This is a genomic window from Acinetobacter sp. ANC_7511, from assembly GCF_056779975.1.
Window position 1 is genome coordinate 82,028 of sequence record NZ_JBWYIY010000003.1, and the last position, 19,946, is coordinate 101,973.

At 39.2% G+C, this 19,946-nt stretch carries 17 protein-coding genes and 1 tRNA gene; 7 read left to right on the top strand and 11 right to left on the bottom strand.

The features are described 5' to 3' along the window. Nucleotides 1-114: 114 nt before the first annotated feature. From AC1M9L_RS02970 to serC, 5 genes are all read left to right on the top strand, one after another. Nucleotides 115-867 (top strand): electron transfer flavoprotein subunit beta/FixA family protein, encoded by a 753-nt coding sequence (locus AC1M9L_RS02970; RefSeq protein WP_035266425.1) that lies wholly within the window; start codon nucleotides 115-117, stop codon nucleotides 865-867. Between the two features lie 18 nt (nucleotides 868-885). Next, nucleotides 886-1,818, top strand: coding sequence for an FAD-binding protein (locus AC1M9L_RS02975; RefSeq protein ID WP_092765976.1), 933 nt, complete (start codon nucleotides 886-888; stop codon nucleotides 1,816-1,818). Between the two features lie 232 nt (nucleotides 1,819-2,050). Continuing rightward, nucleotides 2,051-2,659: a hypothetical protein gene (locus tag AC1M9L_RS02980; RefSeq protein ID WP_481591283.1), complete on the top strand. Its 609-nt coding sequence runs from the start codon at nucleotides 2,051-2,053 to the stop codon at nucleotides 2,657-2,659. Between the two features lie 306 nt (nucleotides 2,660-2,965). Beyond that, nucleotides 2,966-5,941 (top strand): DNA gyrase subunit A, encoded by a 2,976-nt coding sequence (gene gyrA, locus AC1M9L_RS02985; protein ID WP_481591284.1) that lies wholly within the window; start codon nucleotides 2,966-2,968, stop codon nucleotides 5,939-5,941. A gap of 633 nt (nucleotides 5,942-6,574) precedes the next feature. After that, a complete protein-coding gene (serC, locus tag AC1M9L_RS02990) occupies nucleotides 6,575-7,657 on the top strand; it encodes a 3-phosphoserine/phosphohydroxythreonine transaminase (protein ID WP_481591285.1) in 1,083 nt (360 codons plus the stop codon). A gap of 83 nt (nucleotides 7,658-7,740) precedes the next feature. On the opposite strand, the gene AC1M9L_RS02995 is transcribed toward serC, so the two are convergent. From AC1M9L_RS02995 to argG, 6 genes are all read right to left on the bottom strand, one after another. Next, nucleotides 7,741-7,890 carry a hypothetical protein gene (locus tag AC1M9L_RS02995; RefSeq protein ID WP_171076764.1) on the bottom strand — a complete coding sequence of 50 codons (150 nt, stop codon included), beginning with the start codon at nucleotides 7,888-7,890 and terminating at the stop codon, nucleotides 7,741-7,743. A gap of 33 nt (nucleotides 7,891-7,923) precedes the next feature. Beyond that, on the bottom strand, nucleotides 7,924-8,865 hold the full coding sequence (locus AC1M9L_RS03000) for a hypothetical protein (protein WP_481591286.1): 942 nt from the start codon (nucleotides 8,863-8,865) through the stop codon (nucleotides 7,924-7,926). A gap of 152 nt (nucleotides 8,866-9,017) precedes the next feature. Further along, nucleotides 9,018-9,164: a hypothetical protein gene (locus tag AC1M9L_RS03005; protein ID WP_481591287.1), complete on the bottom strand. Its 147-nt coding sequence runs from the start codon at nucleotides 9,162-9,164 to the stop codon at nucleotides 9,018-9,020. 175 nt (nucleotides 9,165-9,339) lie between these two features. Then, nucleotides 9,340-9,996 carry a ribonuclease T gene (gene rnt, locus AC1M9L_RS03010; protein ID WP_035266446.1) on the bottom strand — a complete coding sequence of 219 codons (657 nt, stop codon included), beginning with the start codon at nucleotides 9,994-9,996 and terminating at the stop codon, nucleotides 9,340-9,342. After that, entirely contained in the window at nucleotides 9,981-11,015 is a 1,035-nt protein-coding gene (pyrC, locus tag AC1M9L_RS03015) for a dihydroorotase (protein WP_092766254.1), read from the bottom strand. The genes rnt and pyrC overlap by 16 nt, the downstream gene beginning before the upstream one ends. Nucleotides 11,016-11,242: 227 nt before the next feature. Then, a complete protein-coding gene (gene argG, locus AC1M9L_RS03020) occupies nucleotides 11,243-12,583 on the bottom strand; it encodes an argininosuccinate synthase (RefSeq protein WP_092765981.1) in 1,341 nt (446 codons plus the stop codon). A 428-nt stretch (nucleotides 12,584-13,011) separates the two neighbouring features. On the opposite strand from argG, the gene AC1M9L_RS03025 reads away from it, so the two are divergent. Both AC1M9L_RS03025 and AC1M9L_RS03030 read left to right on the top strand, forming a co-directional pair. Further along, nucleotides 13,012-15,045 carry an FAD-dependent oxidoreductase gene (locus AC1M9L_RS03025; protein WP_481591288.1) on the top strand — a complete coding sequence of 678 codons (2,034 nt, stop codon included), beginning with the start codon at nucleotides 13,012-13,014 and terminating at the stop codon, nucleotides 15,043-15,045. 97 nt (nucleotides 15,046-15,142) lie between these two features. Further along, nucleotides 15,143-15,232 (top strand) — tRNA-Ser (locus AC1M9L_RS03030). A 69-nt stretch (nucleotides 15,233-15,301) separates the two neighbouring features. On the opposite strand, the gene AC1M9L_RS03035 is transcribed toward AC1M9L_RS03030, so the two are convergent. Genes AC1M9L_RS03035 through AC1M9L_RS03055 form a run of 5 tightly spaced genes read right to left on the bottom strand, consistent with a single transcriptional unit; the run spans nucleotide 15,302 to nucleotide 19,941 of the window. Further along, nucleotides 15,302-16,090 (bottom strand): ABC transporter ATP-binding protein, encoded by a 789-nt coding sequence (locus AC1M9L_RS03035; RefSeq protein WP_481591289.1) that lies wholly within the window; start codon nucleotides 16,088-16,090, stop codon nucleotides 15,302-15,304. Beyond that, nucleotides 16,087-17,103, bottom strand: coding sequence for a FecCD family ABC transporter permease (locus AC1M9L_RS03040; RefSeq protein WP_481591290.1), 1,017 nt, complete (start codon nucleotides 17,101-17,103; stop codon nucleotides 16,087-16,089). The genes AC1M9L_RS03035 and AC1M9L_RS03040 overlap by 4 nt, the downstream gene beginning before the upstream one ends. 1 nt (nucleotide 17,104) lies before the next feature. Further along, nucleotides 17,105-18,142, bottom strand: a complete 1,038-nt coding sequence (locus AC1M9L_RS03045; RefSeq protein ID WP_481591291.1) for a FecCD family ABC transporter permease — start codon at nucleotides 18,140-18,142, stop codon at nucleotides 17,105-17,107. Between the two features lies 1 nt (nucleotide 18,143). Then, nucleotides 18,144-19,094: an ABC transporter substrate-binding protein gene (locus AC1M9L_RS03050; RefSeq protein ID WP_481591292.1), complete on the bottom strand. Its 951-nt coding sequence runs from the start codon at nucleotides 19,092-19,094 to the stop codon at nucleotides 18,144-18,146. 37 nt (nucleotides 19,095-19,131) lie between these two features. Then, complete coding sequence (locus AC1M9L_RS03055; protein WP_481591293.1) at nucleotides 19,132-19,941, bottom strand: siderophore-interacting protein; 810 nt, start codon at nucleotides 19,939-19,941, stop codon at nucleotides 19,132-19,134. Nucleotides 19,942-19,946: the final 5 nt, after the last annotated feature.

Sequence of the window (19,946 nt, forward strand, 5' to 3'; positions counted from 1 at the left end):
GTGACTTGACCGAAATGCCAAACACATTGCAAGATAGGACACCTAAAAATTTTAAATGAAGAGTTATTATAACTTTTCTGAATATTTACTTCTGTTAAAACAGCCGAGGATTACATGAAGGCTCTTGTTGCTGTAAAACGTGTGGTTGATGCCAACGTTAAAGTTCGCGTAAAGCCGGACAATAGTGGGGTTGACCTTACTAACGTTAAAATGTCAATTAACCCATTCTGTGAAATCGCAGTGGAAGAAGCGGTTCGCTTAAAAGAAAAAGGAACTGTTTCAGAAATCGTTGTTGTTTCTATTGGTCCTAAAGAAGCGCAAGAACAAATCCGTTCTGCAATGGCGCTTGGTGCAGACCGCGGTATCCTAGTTGAAGCTGATGACAGCCAACTTGGTGCTTTAGAAGTTGCGAAGATTCTTAAAGGCGTTGTAGACGCTGAACAGCCACAACTTATCCTTCTTGGTAAACAAGCAATTGATGACGACTCTAACCAAGTTGGTCAGATGCTTGGTGCATTACTTGGTGCTGGTCAAGGTACATTTGCTTCAGAAGTTAAAGTTGAAGGCGATAAAGTACAAGTGACTCGTGAAATCGACGGTGGTTTACAAACTGTTGAACTAGCACTTCCAGCGATCATTACGACTGACTTACGTTTGAATGAGCCACGTTATGCTGCTCTACCAAACATCATGAAAGCACGTAAGAAACCGCTTGATACTAAATCTCCTGCAGATTTTGGTGTTAATCCTGCAACTAAGCTTAAGACTGTTAAAGTTGAAGCGCCTGCTGAACGTAAAGCTGGTGTTCAAGTGAAGTCTGTTGATGAGCTTGTTGAAAAACTAAAAAATGAAGCGAAAGTGATCTAATACAGAAGGATAAAAATCATGAGTATTTTAGTAATCGCTGAGCACGACAACAAAGCACTTAACGGTGCAACTTTAAACGTTGTAGCTGCGGCTCAAAAAATCGGTGGTGATATCACTGTATTAGTTGCTGGTTCAGGCGCTCAAGCAGTTGCTGATGAAGCTGCTAAAGTTGCTGGTGTAAGCAAAGTTCTTTTAGCTGACGATGCTGCATATGCAAACCAATTGGCTGAAAATGTAGCGAAGCTTGTTGCTTCAATTGGTACAGGTTATTCACACATTCTTGCGGCGTCTACAACGACGGGCAAAAACGTACTTCCACGTGCTGCAGCACTTCTTGATGTAAGTATGATTACTGACATTATTGCAGTTGATGGTCCTAAAACTTTCAAGCGTCCAATCTATGCTGGTAACGCGATTGCAACTGTAGAGTCTGGTGAATCAGTTGTTGTTGGTACAGTTCGTGGTACAGCGTTTGATGCAGTTGCTGCTGAAGGTGGATCTGCTGCGGTTGAAGCTGCAACTTCTACTGGTGATGCGGGTATTTCTAAGTTCGTATCTGAAGAAATCGTAAAATCAGAACGTCCAGAATTAACAGCAGCTCGCATTGTTGTATCTGGTGGACGTGGTGTAGGTTCTGGTGAGAACTACCATAAAGTACTTGATCCATTAGCTGATAAGCTTGGTGCAGCTCAAGGTGCATCTCGTGCAGCAGTAGATGCTGGTTTCGTTCCAAACGATATGCAAGTTGGTCAAACGGGTAAAATCGTTGCGCCAGACCTTTATATTGCTGTAGGTATCTCTGGTGCGATTCAGCACTTGGCAGGTATGAAAGATTCTAAGGTGATCGTTGCGATCAACAAAGATGAAGAAGCTCCAATTAATGCAGTAGCTGACTACTGGTTAGTAGGTGACTTAAATACAGTGGTTCCAGAATTAGTTTCTAAAATCTAATTCAGCATTGCTGTACGAATGCTCTGATCGAGTAATGTTTCATTTCATTTTACTTGGTCAGGGCATTTTTATATTTGATTATCAAAAAAATCTCATAAAACAAAATTATAGATTATTCTCATCAAGGGATCAGAATTTACCGTTTTATATGTTTTTTGTAATTGTGATATGATTCGCCATCATTTTTTAAGCTCATTCATACTTTCAATGTATTGATGAGGGAGTCTGTGTTTTGCTGGTCGACACCCGAATAACATTACCGCTTGTTCTAATCGCGGTCTCATGTTTAATTTTTCCATTATTTAATCAAGTCCATTTCAATGTGTTTGGTATGGAAGACGTGCGTCTGATTGAAAATTTACAGGCTCTTTTATTGTTGTCCTTTGCAGTTATTAGCTATTTTTACATAAAGCCTTTGCAGCTTAGAGAAGGTAAGAAAGAGTTTTGGCTTTGGGCTGTTTGCTGGTGGGTTTTATTGTTTGGTCGTAGTACCAGTTGGGGGCGAGATTATTTCCCTGATGTCCCAAAAATCTATTTTCGAGGTATCTCTATTGTATTGATTGGGTCTGTGGTTTTTCCGCTATTGAACCAAAAATTACGCACAGAGATTGTGAACAAGTTTAAGACTGCTATTATCCCAGTTTGGGCCTTGGTTTTGGCTGTAACTGGGCTCGTTGTTTCTGATGCGATTGAGCATCATCGCTTTATAGGGATGCTCCTGCTCACAGAAAATAGTAATGAAAGCTTACTTGAAGAGCTGTATGAGTTTCCGTTGATTTTAAGCTTATTTGCGATTTCTTTTAGTTTAATGAAAACGGACAAGCTTGAACTTCGTCATTGAATAATATTCATGTATTTATAAAGATCCTTACGAGGATCTTTTTTTACGTATAAGTAGCAAAAAAAGTGATTTTAATCATTCACTTTAGAGAAATAATGTTTAAGAATTTTGTGTTGAAAATTTAGTCATTTTTATGAATAAAATTAAACAGATCATCCATAAAATTTAGGGACAAAAATACGGATTTGTGCTATCATTTTCGGCTGAGTTTTAGAATTTAGCTCCATAGATTTTGGGCTAATTTTTTGCAAGATTGATTATATAAATCGAGCAGTTTCTTCAAGCTGTTTGTAATAAGGAGTATGCATGAGCGTATCGGAAATTCGACCGATTGCCATTGAGGATGAACTGAAGAGCTCATATCTCGACTATGCTATGAGTGTCATTGTCTCTCGTGCACTACCAGACGTTAGAGATGGTTTAAAGCCAGTTCATCGCCGTGTTCTTTATGCGATGCATGAGCTTGGAAATGATTATAACAAAGCTTACAAAAAATCAGCGCGTGTCGTTGGTGATGTAATCGGTAAATACCACCCTCATGGTGACTCTGCTGTATACGAAACAATCGTTCGTATGGCACAAGATTTCAGTTTACGTTATCAGTTGGTTGATGGTCAGGGTAACTTCGGCTCTGTCGATGGTGACAGTGCAGCAGCGATGCGTTATACCGAAGTGCGTATGCGTAAATTAACGCATGAACTGTTAGCTGATTTAGAAAAAGATACAGTAGAGTGGGAAGATAACTACGACGGTTCAGAGCGTATCCCACAAGTTATGCCAACTCGTGTGCCAAATTTACTCATTAATGGTGTCACGGGTATTGCTGTAGGTATGGCAACCAATATGGCGCCGCATAATATGACTGAAGTGGTCAATGCGTGCTTAGCCTATGCCAATAATCCGAATATCAGTATTGAAGGATTGATGGAACATATTTCGGGTCCAGACTTTCCTACAGGCGGTATCATTTACGGTAAATCGGGTATTGTTGATGCTTACCGTACTGGTAAAGGTCGTTTATTTATTCGTGGTAAGTATCATTTAGAAGAAGACCAAAAAACAGGTCGTACGACGATTGTATTCACTGAAATTCCATATCAAGTGAACAAAGCAAAAACGATTGAACGTATTGCTGAACTTGTGAAAGAGAAGAAGCTCGAAGGTATTTCAGAGTTACGCGACGAATCTGATAAAGAAGGGATGCGTATTGCAATTGACTTAAAGCGTGGCGAAAACGCTGAAGTAATTGTTAATAATTTATTTCAAAATACTCAGCTTCAAAATTCATTCAGTATTAATATGGTTTGCTTGGATAATGGCCAGCCAAAGCTGATGAATTTAAAAGACATCATTGCTGCTTTCATTCGCCATCGTCAAGAGGTTGTAACACGTCGTACGATGTTCGAATTACGTAAAGCGCGTGAACGTGGTCATATCTTGGAAGGTTTAACGGTTGCTTTAGCAAATATTGATGCCATCATCGAAACCATTAAAACCTCTGCGAATCCGCAAGAAGCACGTGAACGTTTGCAAGCAGGAGAATGGTCTGCAGGTGGTGTAGTTGCTTTATTAGAAAAAGCAGGTTCAGTTTCTGTTCGCCCAGATGAAATTGAAGGCGAAGATCTTAATAAACCGTTTGGATTATCTGGCAATATTTATCGTCTCTCACCAACTCAAGTGGGTGCAATTTTAGAATTACGTTTGCATCGTTTAACTGGTTTAGAACAAGATAAGCTGCATGCAGAATATTCTGAAATTTTGGCACAAATTGCAGAGTTGACAGCAATTCTTAATGATTTTGAATTGTTGATGAATGTGATTCGTGAAGAACTTGCACTTATTCTTCAGCAATACGGTGATGAGCGTCGTACTGCGATTGTAGAATCTCGTGTAGATTTCTCTCGTGAGGATTTAATTCCAGAAGAACAAGTTGTTTTAACCGTTTCTCAATCAGGCTATGCGAAAACACAGCCACTTTCTGATTATGCTGCGCAACGTCGTGGTGGGCGTGGTAAATCAGCAACGTCTATGAAAGAAGATGATTACATTCAACATTTGATTGTGACATCTAACCATGCAACAGTTTTATGCTTTACCAATGTCGGCAAAGTCTATCGCTTAAAAGTTTTTGAAGTGCCTCAAGCTTCTCGTGGTGCAAAAGGTCGCCCTATGGTGAACTTATTGCCATTAGATGAAAATGAGACAATTACTGCTATTCTGCCAGTGATTGATGCACCGAAGAAATTTAAAGAACGTCTAGCCGATTTCCGTCAGTTTGTTAAATCTCATCAAGCTCAATTACAGCAAAACGAAATCATTGCTGCACACTATGATGCATTAGAAAAATCATTTGCTGATCTAGCAGATGGTGACGATCTATCGGACGAATTGCGTACACATCTGAAAGAGTTAGGAGTTGAATTATCAACTACAGATCTTGATGATGAAGTAGTAGTTGAATTTGCTGAGCTTGCAGAAAACTTACGTAAAAACTTCTATGTCTTTATGGCAACTGAATACGGTACGATCAAGCGAGTTGAACTTGAGCAGTTCTCTAATGTACGTTCAAATGGTTTACGTGCAATCGAGTTAGCTGGAGATGACCGTTTAATTGGTGTTGCGATTACTGACGGTGAACAACAAATTATGTTGTTCTCGAATGAAGGTAAAGCGATTCGATTTGCAGAAACTGATGTACGTGCAATGGGTCGTTCTGCGAAAGGTGTACGTGGTATGCGTGTCACCATTGGATTGGCTCAAGCGGAAGAAATTGAAGACAATGATGTAGATTCAGAAGATGAAGATACGGATTCTAATTTCTTAAGCCGTATTGTTTCATTAGTTGTTGTCCCGGCAACAGGTGAAGTGCTATGTGCTTCAGCTAATGGTTACGGTAAGCGTACGCCAGTGGATGACTTCCCGACCAAGAAACGTGGTGGTAAAGGCGTCATTGCGATCAAGACATCTGATCGTAATGGTGAGCTGGTTGGTGCCGTAGCGATCGATGTCAGTAAAGAAGTCATGCTGATTTCTGATGGTGGTACGCTAGTACGTACTCGTGCATCTGAAATTGCTCAGACGGGTCGTAATGCACAAGGTGTACGTTTAATCCGCTTAGGTGAAAACGAGACATTGGTTGGTGTTGAAGCGATTGAAGCTGTTGAGGAAGATGATTTTATAGAATCAGTTGAAGGTGAAGAGGCTTCAATTGAATCTAATGAATCAGAAGATACTCAAGAAATTGATACGACTGATAGCGATGAAAAATCTACAGATGAATAATTTGTAGGAATTAAAAAAGGACGCTGAAGCGTCCTTTTTTAATTAACAATAGTCTAAAAAAGAATTTTAATTAAAAATGAAACTCAAATTTAATTATAGCTTGCTGATTGTAATAGCACTGTTTATAACAGCATGTAGTGAACCCTTTCATTTCAGCTGAATGAAGGAGAGAGGGGAATCTGAGGAATATTGTTCATAAACAAAACATTCAGCTGTAAATACTGATGCGCTTTATGATGCAGTTCGAGATAAAAATAATGAAATGGTTGTTGAAATTGTAGATCAAGATATAAAAGATGGATTTTTATTACACAGTCATTTTAAAAGAGTCAGCTATGAATGGTATGGTGAGATGTTTTAATTGTTCGCATGAAATGAAAGACAATACAACGAAATAGTCATAATAAATTTTGTCAGATTGAGAGCTGTTGTAGTGAGCGATTTAAACTTACTAACTACGGTGTCTCTCAAAATATAGTAAACATAAATCTCTGATAAATGTAGAGCTTATTGAAAAAATAGCTTTAGTGTGAAAACAAGATTGAAATTATTTAAGTTGAATATACTGCAAGCTATGGTTATCTGTGGTTAAATGCCATCATTTTATTGTGTTTCACTCTGAAAGGAAAAATCATGCGCGCGTACAACTTCTGTGCTGGTCCTGCTGCATTACCTACTGCTGTATTAGAAAAAGCTCAAGCTGAGATGCTTGATTGGCAGGGTAAGGGCCTATCAATCATGGAAATGAGTCATCGTAGTGCAGACTACGTCGCTGTTGCTGAAAAAGCAGAAGCAGACTTACGCAAGTTGATGAATATTCCTGAGAACTACAAAGTGCTTTTCTTACAGGGTGGTGCTTCTCTACAATTCTCTGCGATTCCATTGAATCTATTAGGGAAAAATAACAAAGCAGATTATATCCATACTGGCATTTGGTCTGAAAAAGCTTTAAAAGAAGCAAAACGTTATGGCGAAATTAACGTGATCGAAGCTGGTATTAAAGATGCAGATGGTAATCTTGCAATTTCTGATGAAAGTACATGGAATTTATCTGCTGATGCTGCCTATGTTCATTATGCAGATAACGAAACGATTGGTGGTATTCAATTTAAAAATATCCCAACTACGGATAAACCACTGGTTGCAGATTTATCTTCTAGTATTTTGTCGGCACCAATTGATGTTTCAAAATTCGGTCTTATTTACGCGGGTGCGCAAAAAAATATCGGTCCTGCTGGTTTAACATTGGTAATCATTCGCGATGATTTATTAGATCAAGCAAAAGAAGAAATTCCGAGCATCTTGAAGTATTCAGCGCAAGCGAAGAACGATTCTATGGTGAATACACCTTCTACTTATGCTTGGTATTTATCAGGCTTAGTATTTGAATGGTTGCTTGAACAGGGTGGTGTAGAGGCAATTCATCAAGTGAACCAGCAAAAAGCTGAATTATTGTATGGTTATATTGATTCAAGTGACTTCTATGCAAATCCAATTGCGAAAGAATATCGTTCAATTATGAATGTGCCATTTACATTGGCGAAGCCTGAACTTGAAAAGAAATTCCTGAAAGAAGCAGAGGAAAATAATTTATTAAATCTTGCAGGACATCGTTCAGTAGGTGGTATGCGTGCGAGTATTTACAATGCAGTGCCACTTGAAGGTGTACAAGCTCTTGTGAAATTTATGGATGATTTTGCGAAGCGTAACGCTTAAAATCAGTCTGTAAAAAAAGCCTGTCATATGACAGGCTTTTTTTATGCACTAAAACGCAGATGAAAGTAATCAATGCTACTTTATTAAAATGCTGGAATAAGATTGGTAAAGTGGAAAATAAAAGCAGCGAGGAAAACACCTAAGAAAAAGAAACAGTAAGCCCCCTTGTCTACACGAATACGAGGGCGTGCTTGTTCCATTAAGCCTGTTGATTGTTCCGGTATAATTTTCATCTAGGAGCCTAAATATTACTTTATAGTTAAATCCTATTTATTTGATGTATTTTTAGCATAAATATTCGCCTGAATCCATATATTTCCACGAATATATTGACCAATTTCGAAATTTTTATAATTCTCATCCTTAGTCGCGATACGAATAAGTGTAGCAGGTTGGTTATCTTCCAAAATAAGTGTTACATCATAAAGTTGATAAAATTGATCGTTGAACTGCATTTGGGTCTTGCCAACCACTTTTCCTTGGAACCAGGCCTCATCTTCCTGACCCATGGTTTCACCGTACAAGTAAGCCACCATTTTCGAAAAATCGACCGTTACAGGTTCTTTATCGGCATCTGATTTAGGTTCCCAAGCATCGATCAGCTGCTGTAAATTATCTGGCGCTACACCATTGTGTTCACTCAAAATTTCATTTAAAGCACGATGGTGTTTAATTGAAGCTGGATCATCCACAACAATTTGTTCTTGATCAGCAACCTTTTCTAGCTCATAAGCCCACGCATTTAATTGGACTTTATAAGATTGATTTTTTTGGTATTGAATTCGGTTAACGCTGTATAAGCTATCAAAAGCATAAACCACACTATTATCACTAACTTTTAATTGTAACACTGCTTGCGTGTTGGACTTACAAGTAATGATACGTTCAATCGTTGCGTTTAACGTATAAGGACTATCAAAAGTAGGGAAGGCTGTTTTGACTGCTTTAGGTTTATTATCTTCTACAGCAATAACTTGAACCAATTGGATAGGTTGTTGTTTAGGTCCTTGAATTAGCCAAACATTCGGATCCATATCTTGTTCTTCAGCACAAATCCCCATCGGCATGACAGGTGCATTTAGTGCTTCACTCAACCACTTTGGAACCTGAACAGTCGGATCATCAGTTAACAGCGCCCAATGTTCTACATGGCTACCAAAGCTTTGATCTTCTATCGTAATAATTTCAGGTTTGTTTTGATTGTTCATATGCTCATTCTAAGATTGAGTGAATTACTTTATGTAATATCGAGGATAATTGATATTTTTCAAGTCTTGAATTGTTTTTTCTTTATGCAATCCAAAAGTTTAACGTGGCATAAATGAAAAAGAGCACCTAAGTGCTCTATGGGAATCATGAGTTAGAACTTAAATGTAACATCTGCAATGAATTGACGACCGATTTCAGGACTTGGTGTTGGTGTCACTGAGGATATATTGGAAGAAAAATACTCATTTTTACGGTTAAGTACATTATTAATGGTTAAACCAAAAATAGCGATTATCATTTAATAATACTTATTTCACAATATTAATGAGAATAATTATCAATACTATATTACGATTAACATAATATAAAAAAGCGATAGTTAAAAATTGGAACAAAAAGCCCCAATACTTTTCAATTAAGATCAATCCACAGGATGATCAAGATTTCTAAAATATTGGGGTATTTAAAGATTTTTACTCTGAAACGAGTGTTTCAAGTAAATGGGGCGCTAATTTATTTAAAATATAGCAGAATAATTCAGCTGTTTTCTGTGTGTCATACAAAGCAGAGTGGGCTTCTTTACCATCAAACTCGATGCCAGCTTGAATACATGATTTAGCCAAAACAGTTTGTCCGAACATCACAGCACTCAAAGTCACCGTATCAAAAACCGAGAAACTATGAAATGGATTTTGATTCTTAGTTCCAGTACGTGCAATTGCCGCTTTTAAAAAACCAAGATCAAAATGAGCATTGTGTCCAACTAGCACAGCGTGTGTGCATTGTTGTTGTTTGCGTACCTCATTAATTGCTTTAAACATACGTTTAAGTGCAGACTTTTCATCTTCTGCCATCGCTACACGCATTGGATTAAAAGGATCAATGCCAATGAAGTCGAGTGAGCGACGATCTAAATTTGCACCTTCAAATGGATTGATGTGTGCATGATGCGCTTGACCAGGTACAAACTTTCCAGACTCGTCGTAAATGATTGGAATACATGCTATTTCGAGCAATGCATCAGTATCTGCATTAAAACCAGCTGTTTCCACGTCAACAACCACGGGTAGGAACCCGCGGAAGCGTTGACCGATGACAGGTAATGTTTCAGTGGTCACACTTTTCTCCATTGAATTGTTTTACCTGCATAAAGAGGAATGATCTGTTCGCCATCTAAATATTCAAGGCTTTCAGGAATCACTTGATCTTCTTTGATCAATGTAATGGTTTCAGTATTACGAGGTAAACCATAGAAATCCGCACCAAAGAATGAAGCGAAACCTTCAAGACGTTCAATTTTACCGACTTGATCGAATGCTTGAGCATACAATTCAATTGCAGTTGGAGCGCTATAACACCCAGCGCAGCCACATGCATTTTCTTTCGCATTTTTAGAATGCGGAGCGCTGTCAGTACCTAAGAAAAATTTAGGGTTGCCACTTGTTGCGACTTCTAACAAAGTTTGCTGATGTGTCTGGCGTTTTAAAATTGGCAAACAATAGAAATGCGGTTTAACACCACCAACCAACATGTCATTGCGATTGAATAACAAATGTTGTGGTGTAATCGTCGCTGCCACGTTGCGATCTTGCTCAAGTACAAAATGTGCAGCTTCGCTTGTGGTGATATGTTCTAAAACTAATTTCAATTTTGGAAATTGTTTAAGCAGCGGTGCTAAAACTTCATCTAAGAAACGTTTTTCACGATCGAAAATATCAACATGATGATGTGTTACTTCGCCGTGGAGTAAGAGAGGAACTTGATGTTCTTCAAGTTGCTCAATGACGCTATACACTTTACGTATATCACTAACGCCATTATCAGAATTCGTGGTTGCTCCAGCAGGGTAAAGCTTAATTGCATTTACATATGGAGATTTTTTAATTTTTTGTACTTCTTCAGGAGAAGTATGATCCGTAAAGTAAAGCACCATACGAGGATCGAATTTTACATTTTCAGGAACATGCGCCATGATTCTTTCACGATAGGCATGTGCCTCTTCCACAGTTTTTACAGGTGGAACTGTATTTGGCATACAGATTGCGCGATGAAATTGCTTCGCCAAATCAGGAACAGTACGTTGAAGTGCTAAACCATCTCTTAAATGAGCGTGCCAATCATCTGGCTGGATTAAAGTGATCGTATTCAAGGCAAGTCTTACTGAAAAAATAACATAGATGATAATCGATATTGCTTGAAATTGATAACGACAAAAGCCGATAAAAGGGGTTTTACATCTATTTGTGCTGATTAATATAAAAATGAAGCATACGTTGGATGAATGAGTCATTATTCATCTAGGGAACAATGATAGATTTTCATGCCCAAATAAAAAACCGCGCTCAAAGCGCGGTTTTTTTAGGACTAAACTAAATCTTAGTTTTTGTCTTTAAGTTGTGGAACAGCAGAACCTGTACCTACAGCAAGTAAACCTGCACCAGTATAGATTCCTAACTTAGCGCGTGTATCTGTAATGTCTAGGTTACGCATGGTTAATTGACCAATACGATCCATTGGCGTGAATACAGAATCACCTTTTTCCATAGTTAAGCGTTCAGCTTCATATGTAAGGTTCTCAGATTCAGTGTTCATAATAGTGTAATCGTTACCACGACGAAGTTCTAAAGTCACAGTACCTGTGATTGCTTTAGCAACCCAACGTTGAGCAGTTTCACGAAGCATAAGCGCTTGTGAGTCGAACCAACGACCTTGGTAAAGTAAACGACCTAAACGTAAACCGTTGATGCGGTACTGTTCAATGGTATCTTCGTTATGAATACCAGTCACAAGACGTTCGTAAGCAATGTGTAGAAGTGCCATACCTGGAGCTTCATAAATACCACGAGATTTCGCTTCGATGATACGGTTTTCGATTTGGTCAGACATACCTAGACCATGACGACCACCGATACGGTTCGCTTCAAGAATTAACTCAACTGGATCTTCAATACGTTGACCGTTAAGTGCAACAGGGAAGCCTTCTTCAAATGTGATTGAAACTTCTTCAGGTGCGATTTCAACGTCTTCTTTCCAGAAAGCAACACCCATAATCGGTTCAACGATTTTGATACCAGCATCAAGATACTCAAGATCTTTCGCTTCGTGAGTTGCACCAAGCATGTTTGAGTCTGTTGAGTATGCTTTTTCTTTTGACATTTTATAGTCAAAACCGTTATCGATGAGGAACTGTGACATTTCTGCACGGCCACCAAGTTCATCGATAAATGTTTGGTCTAACCAAGGTTTGTAAATTTTAAGTGCTGGGTTCGTTAATAGACCATAACGGTAGAAACGCTCAATGTCGTTACCTTTATAAGTAGATCCGTCACCCCAAATGTTGACGTCATCTTCTTTCATCGCGGTAACAAGCATTGTACCTGTGACTGCACGACCAAGTGGCGTTGTATTGAAGTAAGGTACACCACCTGTAGAGATATGGAATGCGCCACATTGAATTGCTGCAATACCTTCTAATGCAAGTTGTAAACGGCAATCCACTAAGCGTGCTTTAACAGCGCCATAAGCTTCAGCTTTCTTTGGAATAGCATCGTAATCATCTTCATCTGGCTGACCTAAGTTTGCTGTATACGCATAAGGTTCAGCACCTTTTTGTTTCATCCACAATAGAGCTGCAGAAGTATCAAGACCACCAGAGAAGGCAATACCAACTTTTTTGCCTACAGGTACATTCTGTAAGATAGTTGCATTATCAGACATTGTTCATCCTAACGATAGAATATAGGCACCTAGAAAATTGGTAACCTGAAAAATATATTTCTTCAATTGTAGCACTTTTCATTGGTAATTTTTTTTAAAAAAAGATACGTGGTGCAAAAATATTAGAATAAGTAGCAATATTTCGTCGAAACTCAGAAGTAATAGGTAGTGCTTAATCTAATTCATGATTTCTTCTTGAAAAGAATACAGCGCATTTATGAAGATTTTTATGCATCAATTTATTTTATTGCAATTTTTCAAAGCGAACTTAGTGAAAAATATTTTTTGTAAGTGATTGAATATTAATATCTAATTTCATAGTTGGTAATTTATTATAGAAAAAGAAAAAAAATTGCCATAAACAGTTATGAAAAAAGAAGTATAGTTTTATGCAACAAGTTGCAAAGCCCATAAAATAAGGAATTGCCATGACAACTCGCTATGCAAATATATTAAAACCTCTCGATCTTGGTTTCACTACCCTCAAAAATCGTGTCGTGATGGGATCGATGCATACCGGTCTAGAAGATCGTTTTTATAATTATCCTAAATTAGCAGCATATTTTGGTGAACGTGCTAAAGGGGGCGTAGGTCTCATCATTACAGGTGGTATTTCGCCTAATCGTCAAGGCTGGCTCCTTCCAGCTGGTGGCACAATGAATACCTTAGGTGATGTTGCCCCACACCGATTAGTGACACATGCAGTTCATAAACATGGTGCAAAAATTTTAATGCAAATTTTGCATTCAGGGCGTTATGGTTATCAACCTTTTGTGGTTTCTGCAAGCCCAATAAAATCGCCGATCTCACCATTCAAACCACGACAAATGTCAGAAAAACAAATTTTGGATACGATTCAAGATTATGCGGCTACAGCAAGTATCGCGAAAAAAGCTGGCTATGATGGTGTTGAAATCATGGGATCAGAAGGCTATTTGCTGAACCAATTTATGAGTCGTCATGTCAATCAACGTACAGACCAATGGGGGGGTGAAATAGAAAACCGTATGCGCTTTGCAGTTGAAATTGTTAAGGCAATTCGCGCGAAAGTTGGCGAAAAATTTATCATTTGTTTCCGTTTATCTATGCTCGATTTAGTTCATGACGGTAATACAATGAATGAAGTGATCACGGTTGCCAAAGCGCTAGAAGAAGCGGGTATCACATTATTGAATACAGGTATTGGTTGGCATGAAGCTCGTGTGCCAACAATTGTAACCTCTGTTCCTCGTGCGGCATTTGTAGATTATACCGCAGAGGTAAAAAAACATGTGTCTGTGCCTGTGATTGCATCCAACCGAATCAATATGCCTGAAACTGCCGAAGCTATTTTGGCTGAAGGTAAAGCCGACATGATTCAAATGGCTCGACCATTATTGGCAGATGCTTTCTGGGTGAATAAAACGGCAACTAATCGTGTTGATGAAATCAATACGTGTATTGCGTGTAATCAGGCTTGTTTGGATCATACTTTCAAAAATAAACGTGCCACATGTTTAGTGAATCCACGTGCAGCCTATGAAACTGAACTGGTTTATTTAAAAACCAAGAAGCCAAAAAAAGTAGCTGTTGTGGGTGGTGGTGTAGCTGGAATGTCGGCAGCGACCGTTGCTGCCAGTCGTGGTCATCAGGTTACTTTATTTGAAGCCACTAATGATGTAGGGGGACAATTCAACTTAGCGAAAGTTGTTCCTGGGAAAGAAGAATTTCATGAAACCATTCGCTATTTTAAAGTCCAAATTGAGCGCACTGGGGTTGAACTTCGTTTAAATACTAAAGTTAATCGTGAACAGCTTGAGCGTGAAGGCTTTGATGAAGTGATTGTTGCGACAGGCGTTGTACCACGTGCATTGAAGATTGAAGGAAGTGATGCACCACAAGTTTTATCTTATGCAGAAGTATTAAGAGGTGCGCCTGTGGGTCAAAAGGTAGCAGTAATTGGTGCTGGTGGTATCGGATTTGATGTGTCAGAGTTTTTATTAAAACCTGAACATCAGCCACAGCCACAACCTTTGGCAGAATGGAAACGTGAGTGGGGAGTTGATCCTGATATTCAGTATGTTTCTGAAGGTGGTTTACAACCTGCTGAAGTGGATCATCCAGTTCGCGAAATATATTTATTGCAACGTAAGACAACGCCTTTGGGTATAGGATTAGGTAAAACCTCTGGTTGGGTTCACCGCGCCCAATTAAAAAAACATCATGTGAAAATGTTGCGTGGCGTTCAATACAAATCAGTGAGTGATGAAGGTCTGTGGATCGAAGTTGGTGGGCATGATCAATTATTACGAGTCGATACTATCGTTGTTTGTGCAGGGCAAGAATCTGTTAAAGAGATTATGCCATCAGAGACTGAAACAACTTTAGCAAAATATCACATTATTGGTGGTGCAAAGCTTGCTGCTGAGCTTGATGCTAAGCGTGCGATTCGTGAAGGTGCTGAAATTGCAGCCAAAATTTAATAAATTTGAATCATTTGGTGAAACTATATTCACTTGAATGGTTTGATTGTAATTTTTACTTGTCATGATATGAAAAGCTTCGTATTATGGCGCACATGGAAGCGTGGCAGAGCGGTTTAATGCACCGGTCTTGAAAACCGACGAGGGTGTGAGTCCTCCGTGAGTTCGAATCTCACCGCTTCCGCCAAATTCAAAAAGCCCTGACAAATGTCAGGGCTTTTTTCATTCTATATATTCAAGCTTTTTATTCGAGTGTTTAATCACCAAACTTATTTGGGATGACCAGTAACCTTTTTTTGAGTTGATCATCTTCAACCAGCCTGACTTCAGCATCTAAGTTATAGAGTTGATGAACTAATTGCTTTGTTAAAACATCTTCTGATTTTCCTTGTACAATGATTTGACCATCTTTCATGGCAACTAGAAAATCGGCACAGCGTGCAGCAGTGGCTAATTCATGTAGAACCATCACTATGGTTTTACCTTGTGAGGCTAGAGAGCGGACTAAATTTAAAATATCGGCTTGATGACCGATATCGAGCATACTGATTGGTTCATCTAAAAGAATTAAAGGAGTTTGTTGTGCGAGGACCATTGCGATCCATGCACGTTGACGTTGACCTCCTGATAGATTGCTTAAATTTTGATTTTTTAATTCGCTTAAATGGGTCGCAGACAAGGCGTCATCAATCGCTTTTTGGTCTTCGATGTTGAGTCGTTTAAACCAACCTTGGTGTGGAAAACGACCGAAGCGCACTAACTGCTCAACTGTCATGCCGTTGGGTGCAGTTACATGCTGTGGAAGTAATGCAAGTTGTTTAGCGAGCAACTTTTTACTGAGTATATTCAGTTGATTTTTTTCCCAAATGACTTCGCCTTGATCATATGGATGAATTTGAGCAATACATTTTAACAAGGTCGATTTTCCACAGCCATTTGGACCAATGAGGACGATGACTTGACCCTGCTGAAATTCAGCATTGATACCCTTCAAAACTTGATGATGATTATATCCAGCACTTAATTGATTGATGATTAAACTCATGTACGACTCATACTTCTAGAATGACGATATAACAACCACAACAACAGTGGACCCCCAACCATGCCACTAATAATGCCTGCGGGAATTTCGACAGGGGCAAGCAAATTTTTTCCAAGTAAATCAGCACTTAAAACCATTAATGCACCAATACACATGGTTGGGAAAATCGGAAATAAATGATGAGGAAATGATTTAAATGCGATGATTGGTGCGGCAATAGCCACGAATCCAATGGGGCCCGCAATACTGACAGCGGTCCCAGCGAGAAACGCAGCAATAATAATGAGCATCAGTCTAATTTTAGGTAAGGGTTCTCCTAGACTATCAATGACAGAATCAGGGAGAACCATTGCACTAAATAGTCGCCGCCACAGCACAATCATACTGACAAGCAGCATGATAAAAATCGAAGTTGGTAGCAAGATGCTGTAGCTTCGACCAATCAAACTACCACTACTAAAAATTAAAATATTACTGGTGTGCATTACTGGCAGTGTCGCAAGGATAAGGTCAAAACTGGCTTTCATGAGTGTTGCAATTCCGACCCCGATGACCAAAATACGATACCCCTGTGTTCCTACGCCGCCTGAAGCAATTAAAATAAAAAAAACACAGAAGATCGCACCCACTAATGCTTGCCACCATTGACCTAACATACTAGAACTTGAGAGGAGAATGGTGAATGCCAAAGCAAGCACTGCACTGTCACTGATACCAAAAACATCTGGGCTCGCAAGAGGATTTTTGGTGATAATTTGAAGAATGAGACCAGATAAGGCGAGTGCAGCGCCAATCAATAAGGCTGCCAAAAGTCGTGGTAATCTAATCTTTTCAACGAGAAGTTGATGTGGAGCTGACGCATTGCCTGTCAATACATTCCATAGCGTATTCAAATTTAATGTGATTTCACCGTACATCAGGCTAAATAAACTGAGTGATATCAGTAAAATCGCAATGATTATCCAAGCCTTTATCACTGATTTTTGTTTTAAACGACTCAACAGAGAATACATATTATTTCTCCGCTTGAATGATATTTTGTAAGTTATTTTGACGTACCATCCATATCAAAATAGGTGCACCTAATAAGGCTAAAAGAATACTGACAGGGGCTTCGAAAGGTTGCACGACTGCACGTGCAATGATATCCGCGATCAGCAACAACAACATGCCAAATAGTCCGCTATAGATGAGTTGTTTCTGAATACTCTGAGCACCAATAGCTCGTGCAAAGTAAGGTGCAATCAAGCCTAAAAAGGCAATTGGTCCTGTTAATGCAACGGCACTTCCAGTTAATAAAACCACAGCTAAAATGCAGAATGCATCAAGTAGTTTCGTATTTAAGCCTAAGCTATTCGCCAGTTGATCACCAACTAAGCTAAGACCCAGGGGGCGTATCACCAATATAGCGATGATGAGTCCGATCGCCATTAAAATTAGTGCAAGACCGAGATATTGAATATCAACGCGATTGAGCGAACCTAAAACCCAAAAACGATAGTCATCTAAACCATTTTGGAAACTCAGAAGAATGGCAGCCATAAAACCTTGGAATGTACTGGTGATTGCCAGTCCAGCCAAGACTAAACGTGTAAGTGAGCTTTGATCTGTCATTTGACGAGGGGTGATGGCAAAGACCAATAAGGCACTCACTAATGCACCAATCAGCGCCCAAAAAAATAGTCCTATGGTATCCATTTGAAGAACAATGGCCAGAACAATGGCAAGAGATGCGCCACTATTAATTCCGATTAATCCACTATCAGCCAAAGGGTTTTTAAGCAAGTTTTGAAGGATGACGCCTGAGATCGCTAAAGCTAATCCGACACTCACCGCCGCAATAGTACGTGGAATTCTAATTTCCAATAGGGGAGTGATTGGTTCTAACGACCATTGACTTAGTGCCTGAAGAATAAGTTGCAAACTGTCTGTAAAGTAGGGCTGACCAGCGCCGTACGCGATCGACAAAACAGCGCAACAAAAAATAATTAAGCTAAGCACGATTCCCATCAGCGGGAATCGATCAAGTACAGTTGTAGCATTCTTCAGCATGTTAATTATGGAAATGCTTCAATACATCATCAATGGCATGTCGAGCAGCATGTGGTCCACCTATGCCAGTCCACATAGATGCATCCACCACGAAATAATGTTTGTTTTTTGCAGCATTAAGACGTTGGAATTCTGGTAATTTTTCTAGTTCGGCCAGCTGCTTATCTGCGTTTAGATGGCTGCCAATGATGAGCCAGTATGCATCAATTTGATCAAAACGTTCACGACTGATTGGGGGCGTATGGCTTGCACCTGGTTGTTGCTGATGTTGAGGTCGTGTTAAGCCAATATCTTTTAAAACTTGGCTCGCAAATGAATCATTTAACATATACACAGGTCCATTGGCTGTCCAACGAATGACACTGACTGATTGACCTTGTTGAGCATGTAATTTCTGTTGAGCTTCTTGCGCATATTGATCGTACGCTTCTAGAGCTTTTTGGGCTTGTTGTTCTTTGTTTAATAAATGAGCTACCTTTTTGAAACTGTCTTTCCATGGCTCGCCGCGTGCAAAACTGACTGCAGTGGGTGCAATTTGCTGCAATTGATTAATCATTTGTGTATCAATCATGCTTCCAGCAATAATTAAGTCAGGTTGTAACGTAAGAATTTGTTCCATGCTCGGTTGTCCAAAGTTACCGACGGAAGCGATTTGTTGTGTTTCATTTTTGAGGTAATCTGGAAAATTACTTTGACCTCGAACATAACTACTGCCTATAGGTTTTATTCCAAGCGCAATAGCACTATCCAAATCAAGTTCACTTAAAACCACAACACGTTGTGGCTGAACAGGAATCGTAACTTGACGACCTAAAGCATCTTCAATTTGTCGTGTAGTATTTATTTGAGATTCAACCGTCGCTTTACTGTCTCGTGAAGAAGGTTCATTCGACTGAGAACATGCTGTGAAGAGAGTGATAGCACTCAATATAATTGCAATTTTATATTTCATATCTTTCTACATATTTAATTAAAATAATTCTATTCACTTATTCAACGGCATCCATCACTTGATGGCGTTCCTCATGATAAGCCTCTTCGTTGTGACCTTGCTTCCAATAAGGCACAGCATATAAATTGCTCTTGGGTAGCTGAAAGTTTTGTCTCAGTATTTTACGAAGTTCAACCACCGTTGAATTTTCACCCGCCAGTGATACTGAAATATCTTTATTTTTCCAGTCTAAGTTTTGCAAAGAATCACGGATTTTATTATTCAATTCATGAGGGCCTTTGCACCAATGAACTTTAATGTGTTCAGGCTTATTCAGATGTATTTGGTCTGAATCATCTTCGATCTCGATCCAAACTTCACCATGAGCGTCTTTTGGTAATTGTTCAAGAGAGGCAGCGATCATCGGGATTGCTGAAAGATCTCCAACAAAAATCCAATATTCTGCATCGATTTTAAAACGTGCTGGTCCTCCTGGACCGGCTAGACCTAACAGATCACCTGGACTGGCATGCTTTGCCCAATCAGCCGCTATACCAAAATCTTCATGTCTTACAAAATCGATGACTAAAAGTTGCTGTTCTTCATCGAAATCTCGAACAGTATATGTCCGCGTAATTGGTTTCTTTCCATTTGGCCACGTGATTTTGCCTAAAGAATTTCGAAACGGGAGGTCAGGTGCTTGTTGATCAGAGTTCGGAAAAAACAATTTGATGTGCGCACCACCATCACATTTTGCATAACCTGTGAAATCTTCACTTTTAAACCTAATACGCTGTAAATGAGTGGAAATTTGTTCTGTTGAATGGACAGAAATATGTCGAGCTAGAGGAGGAGGTTGTGTCGTCATTATTT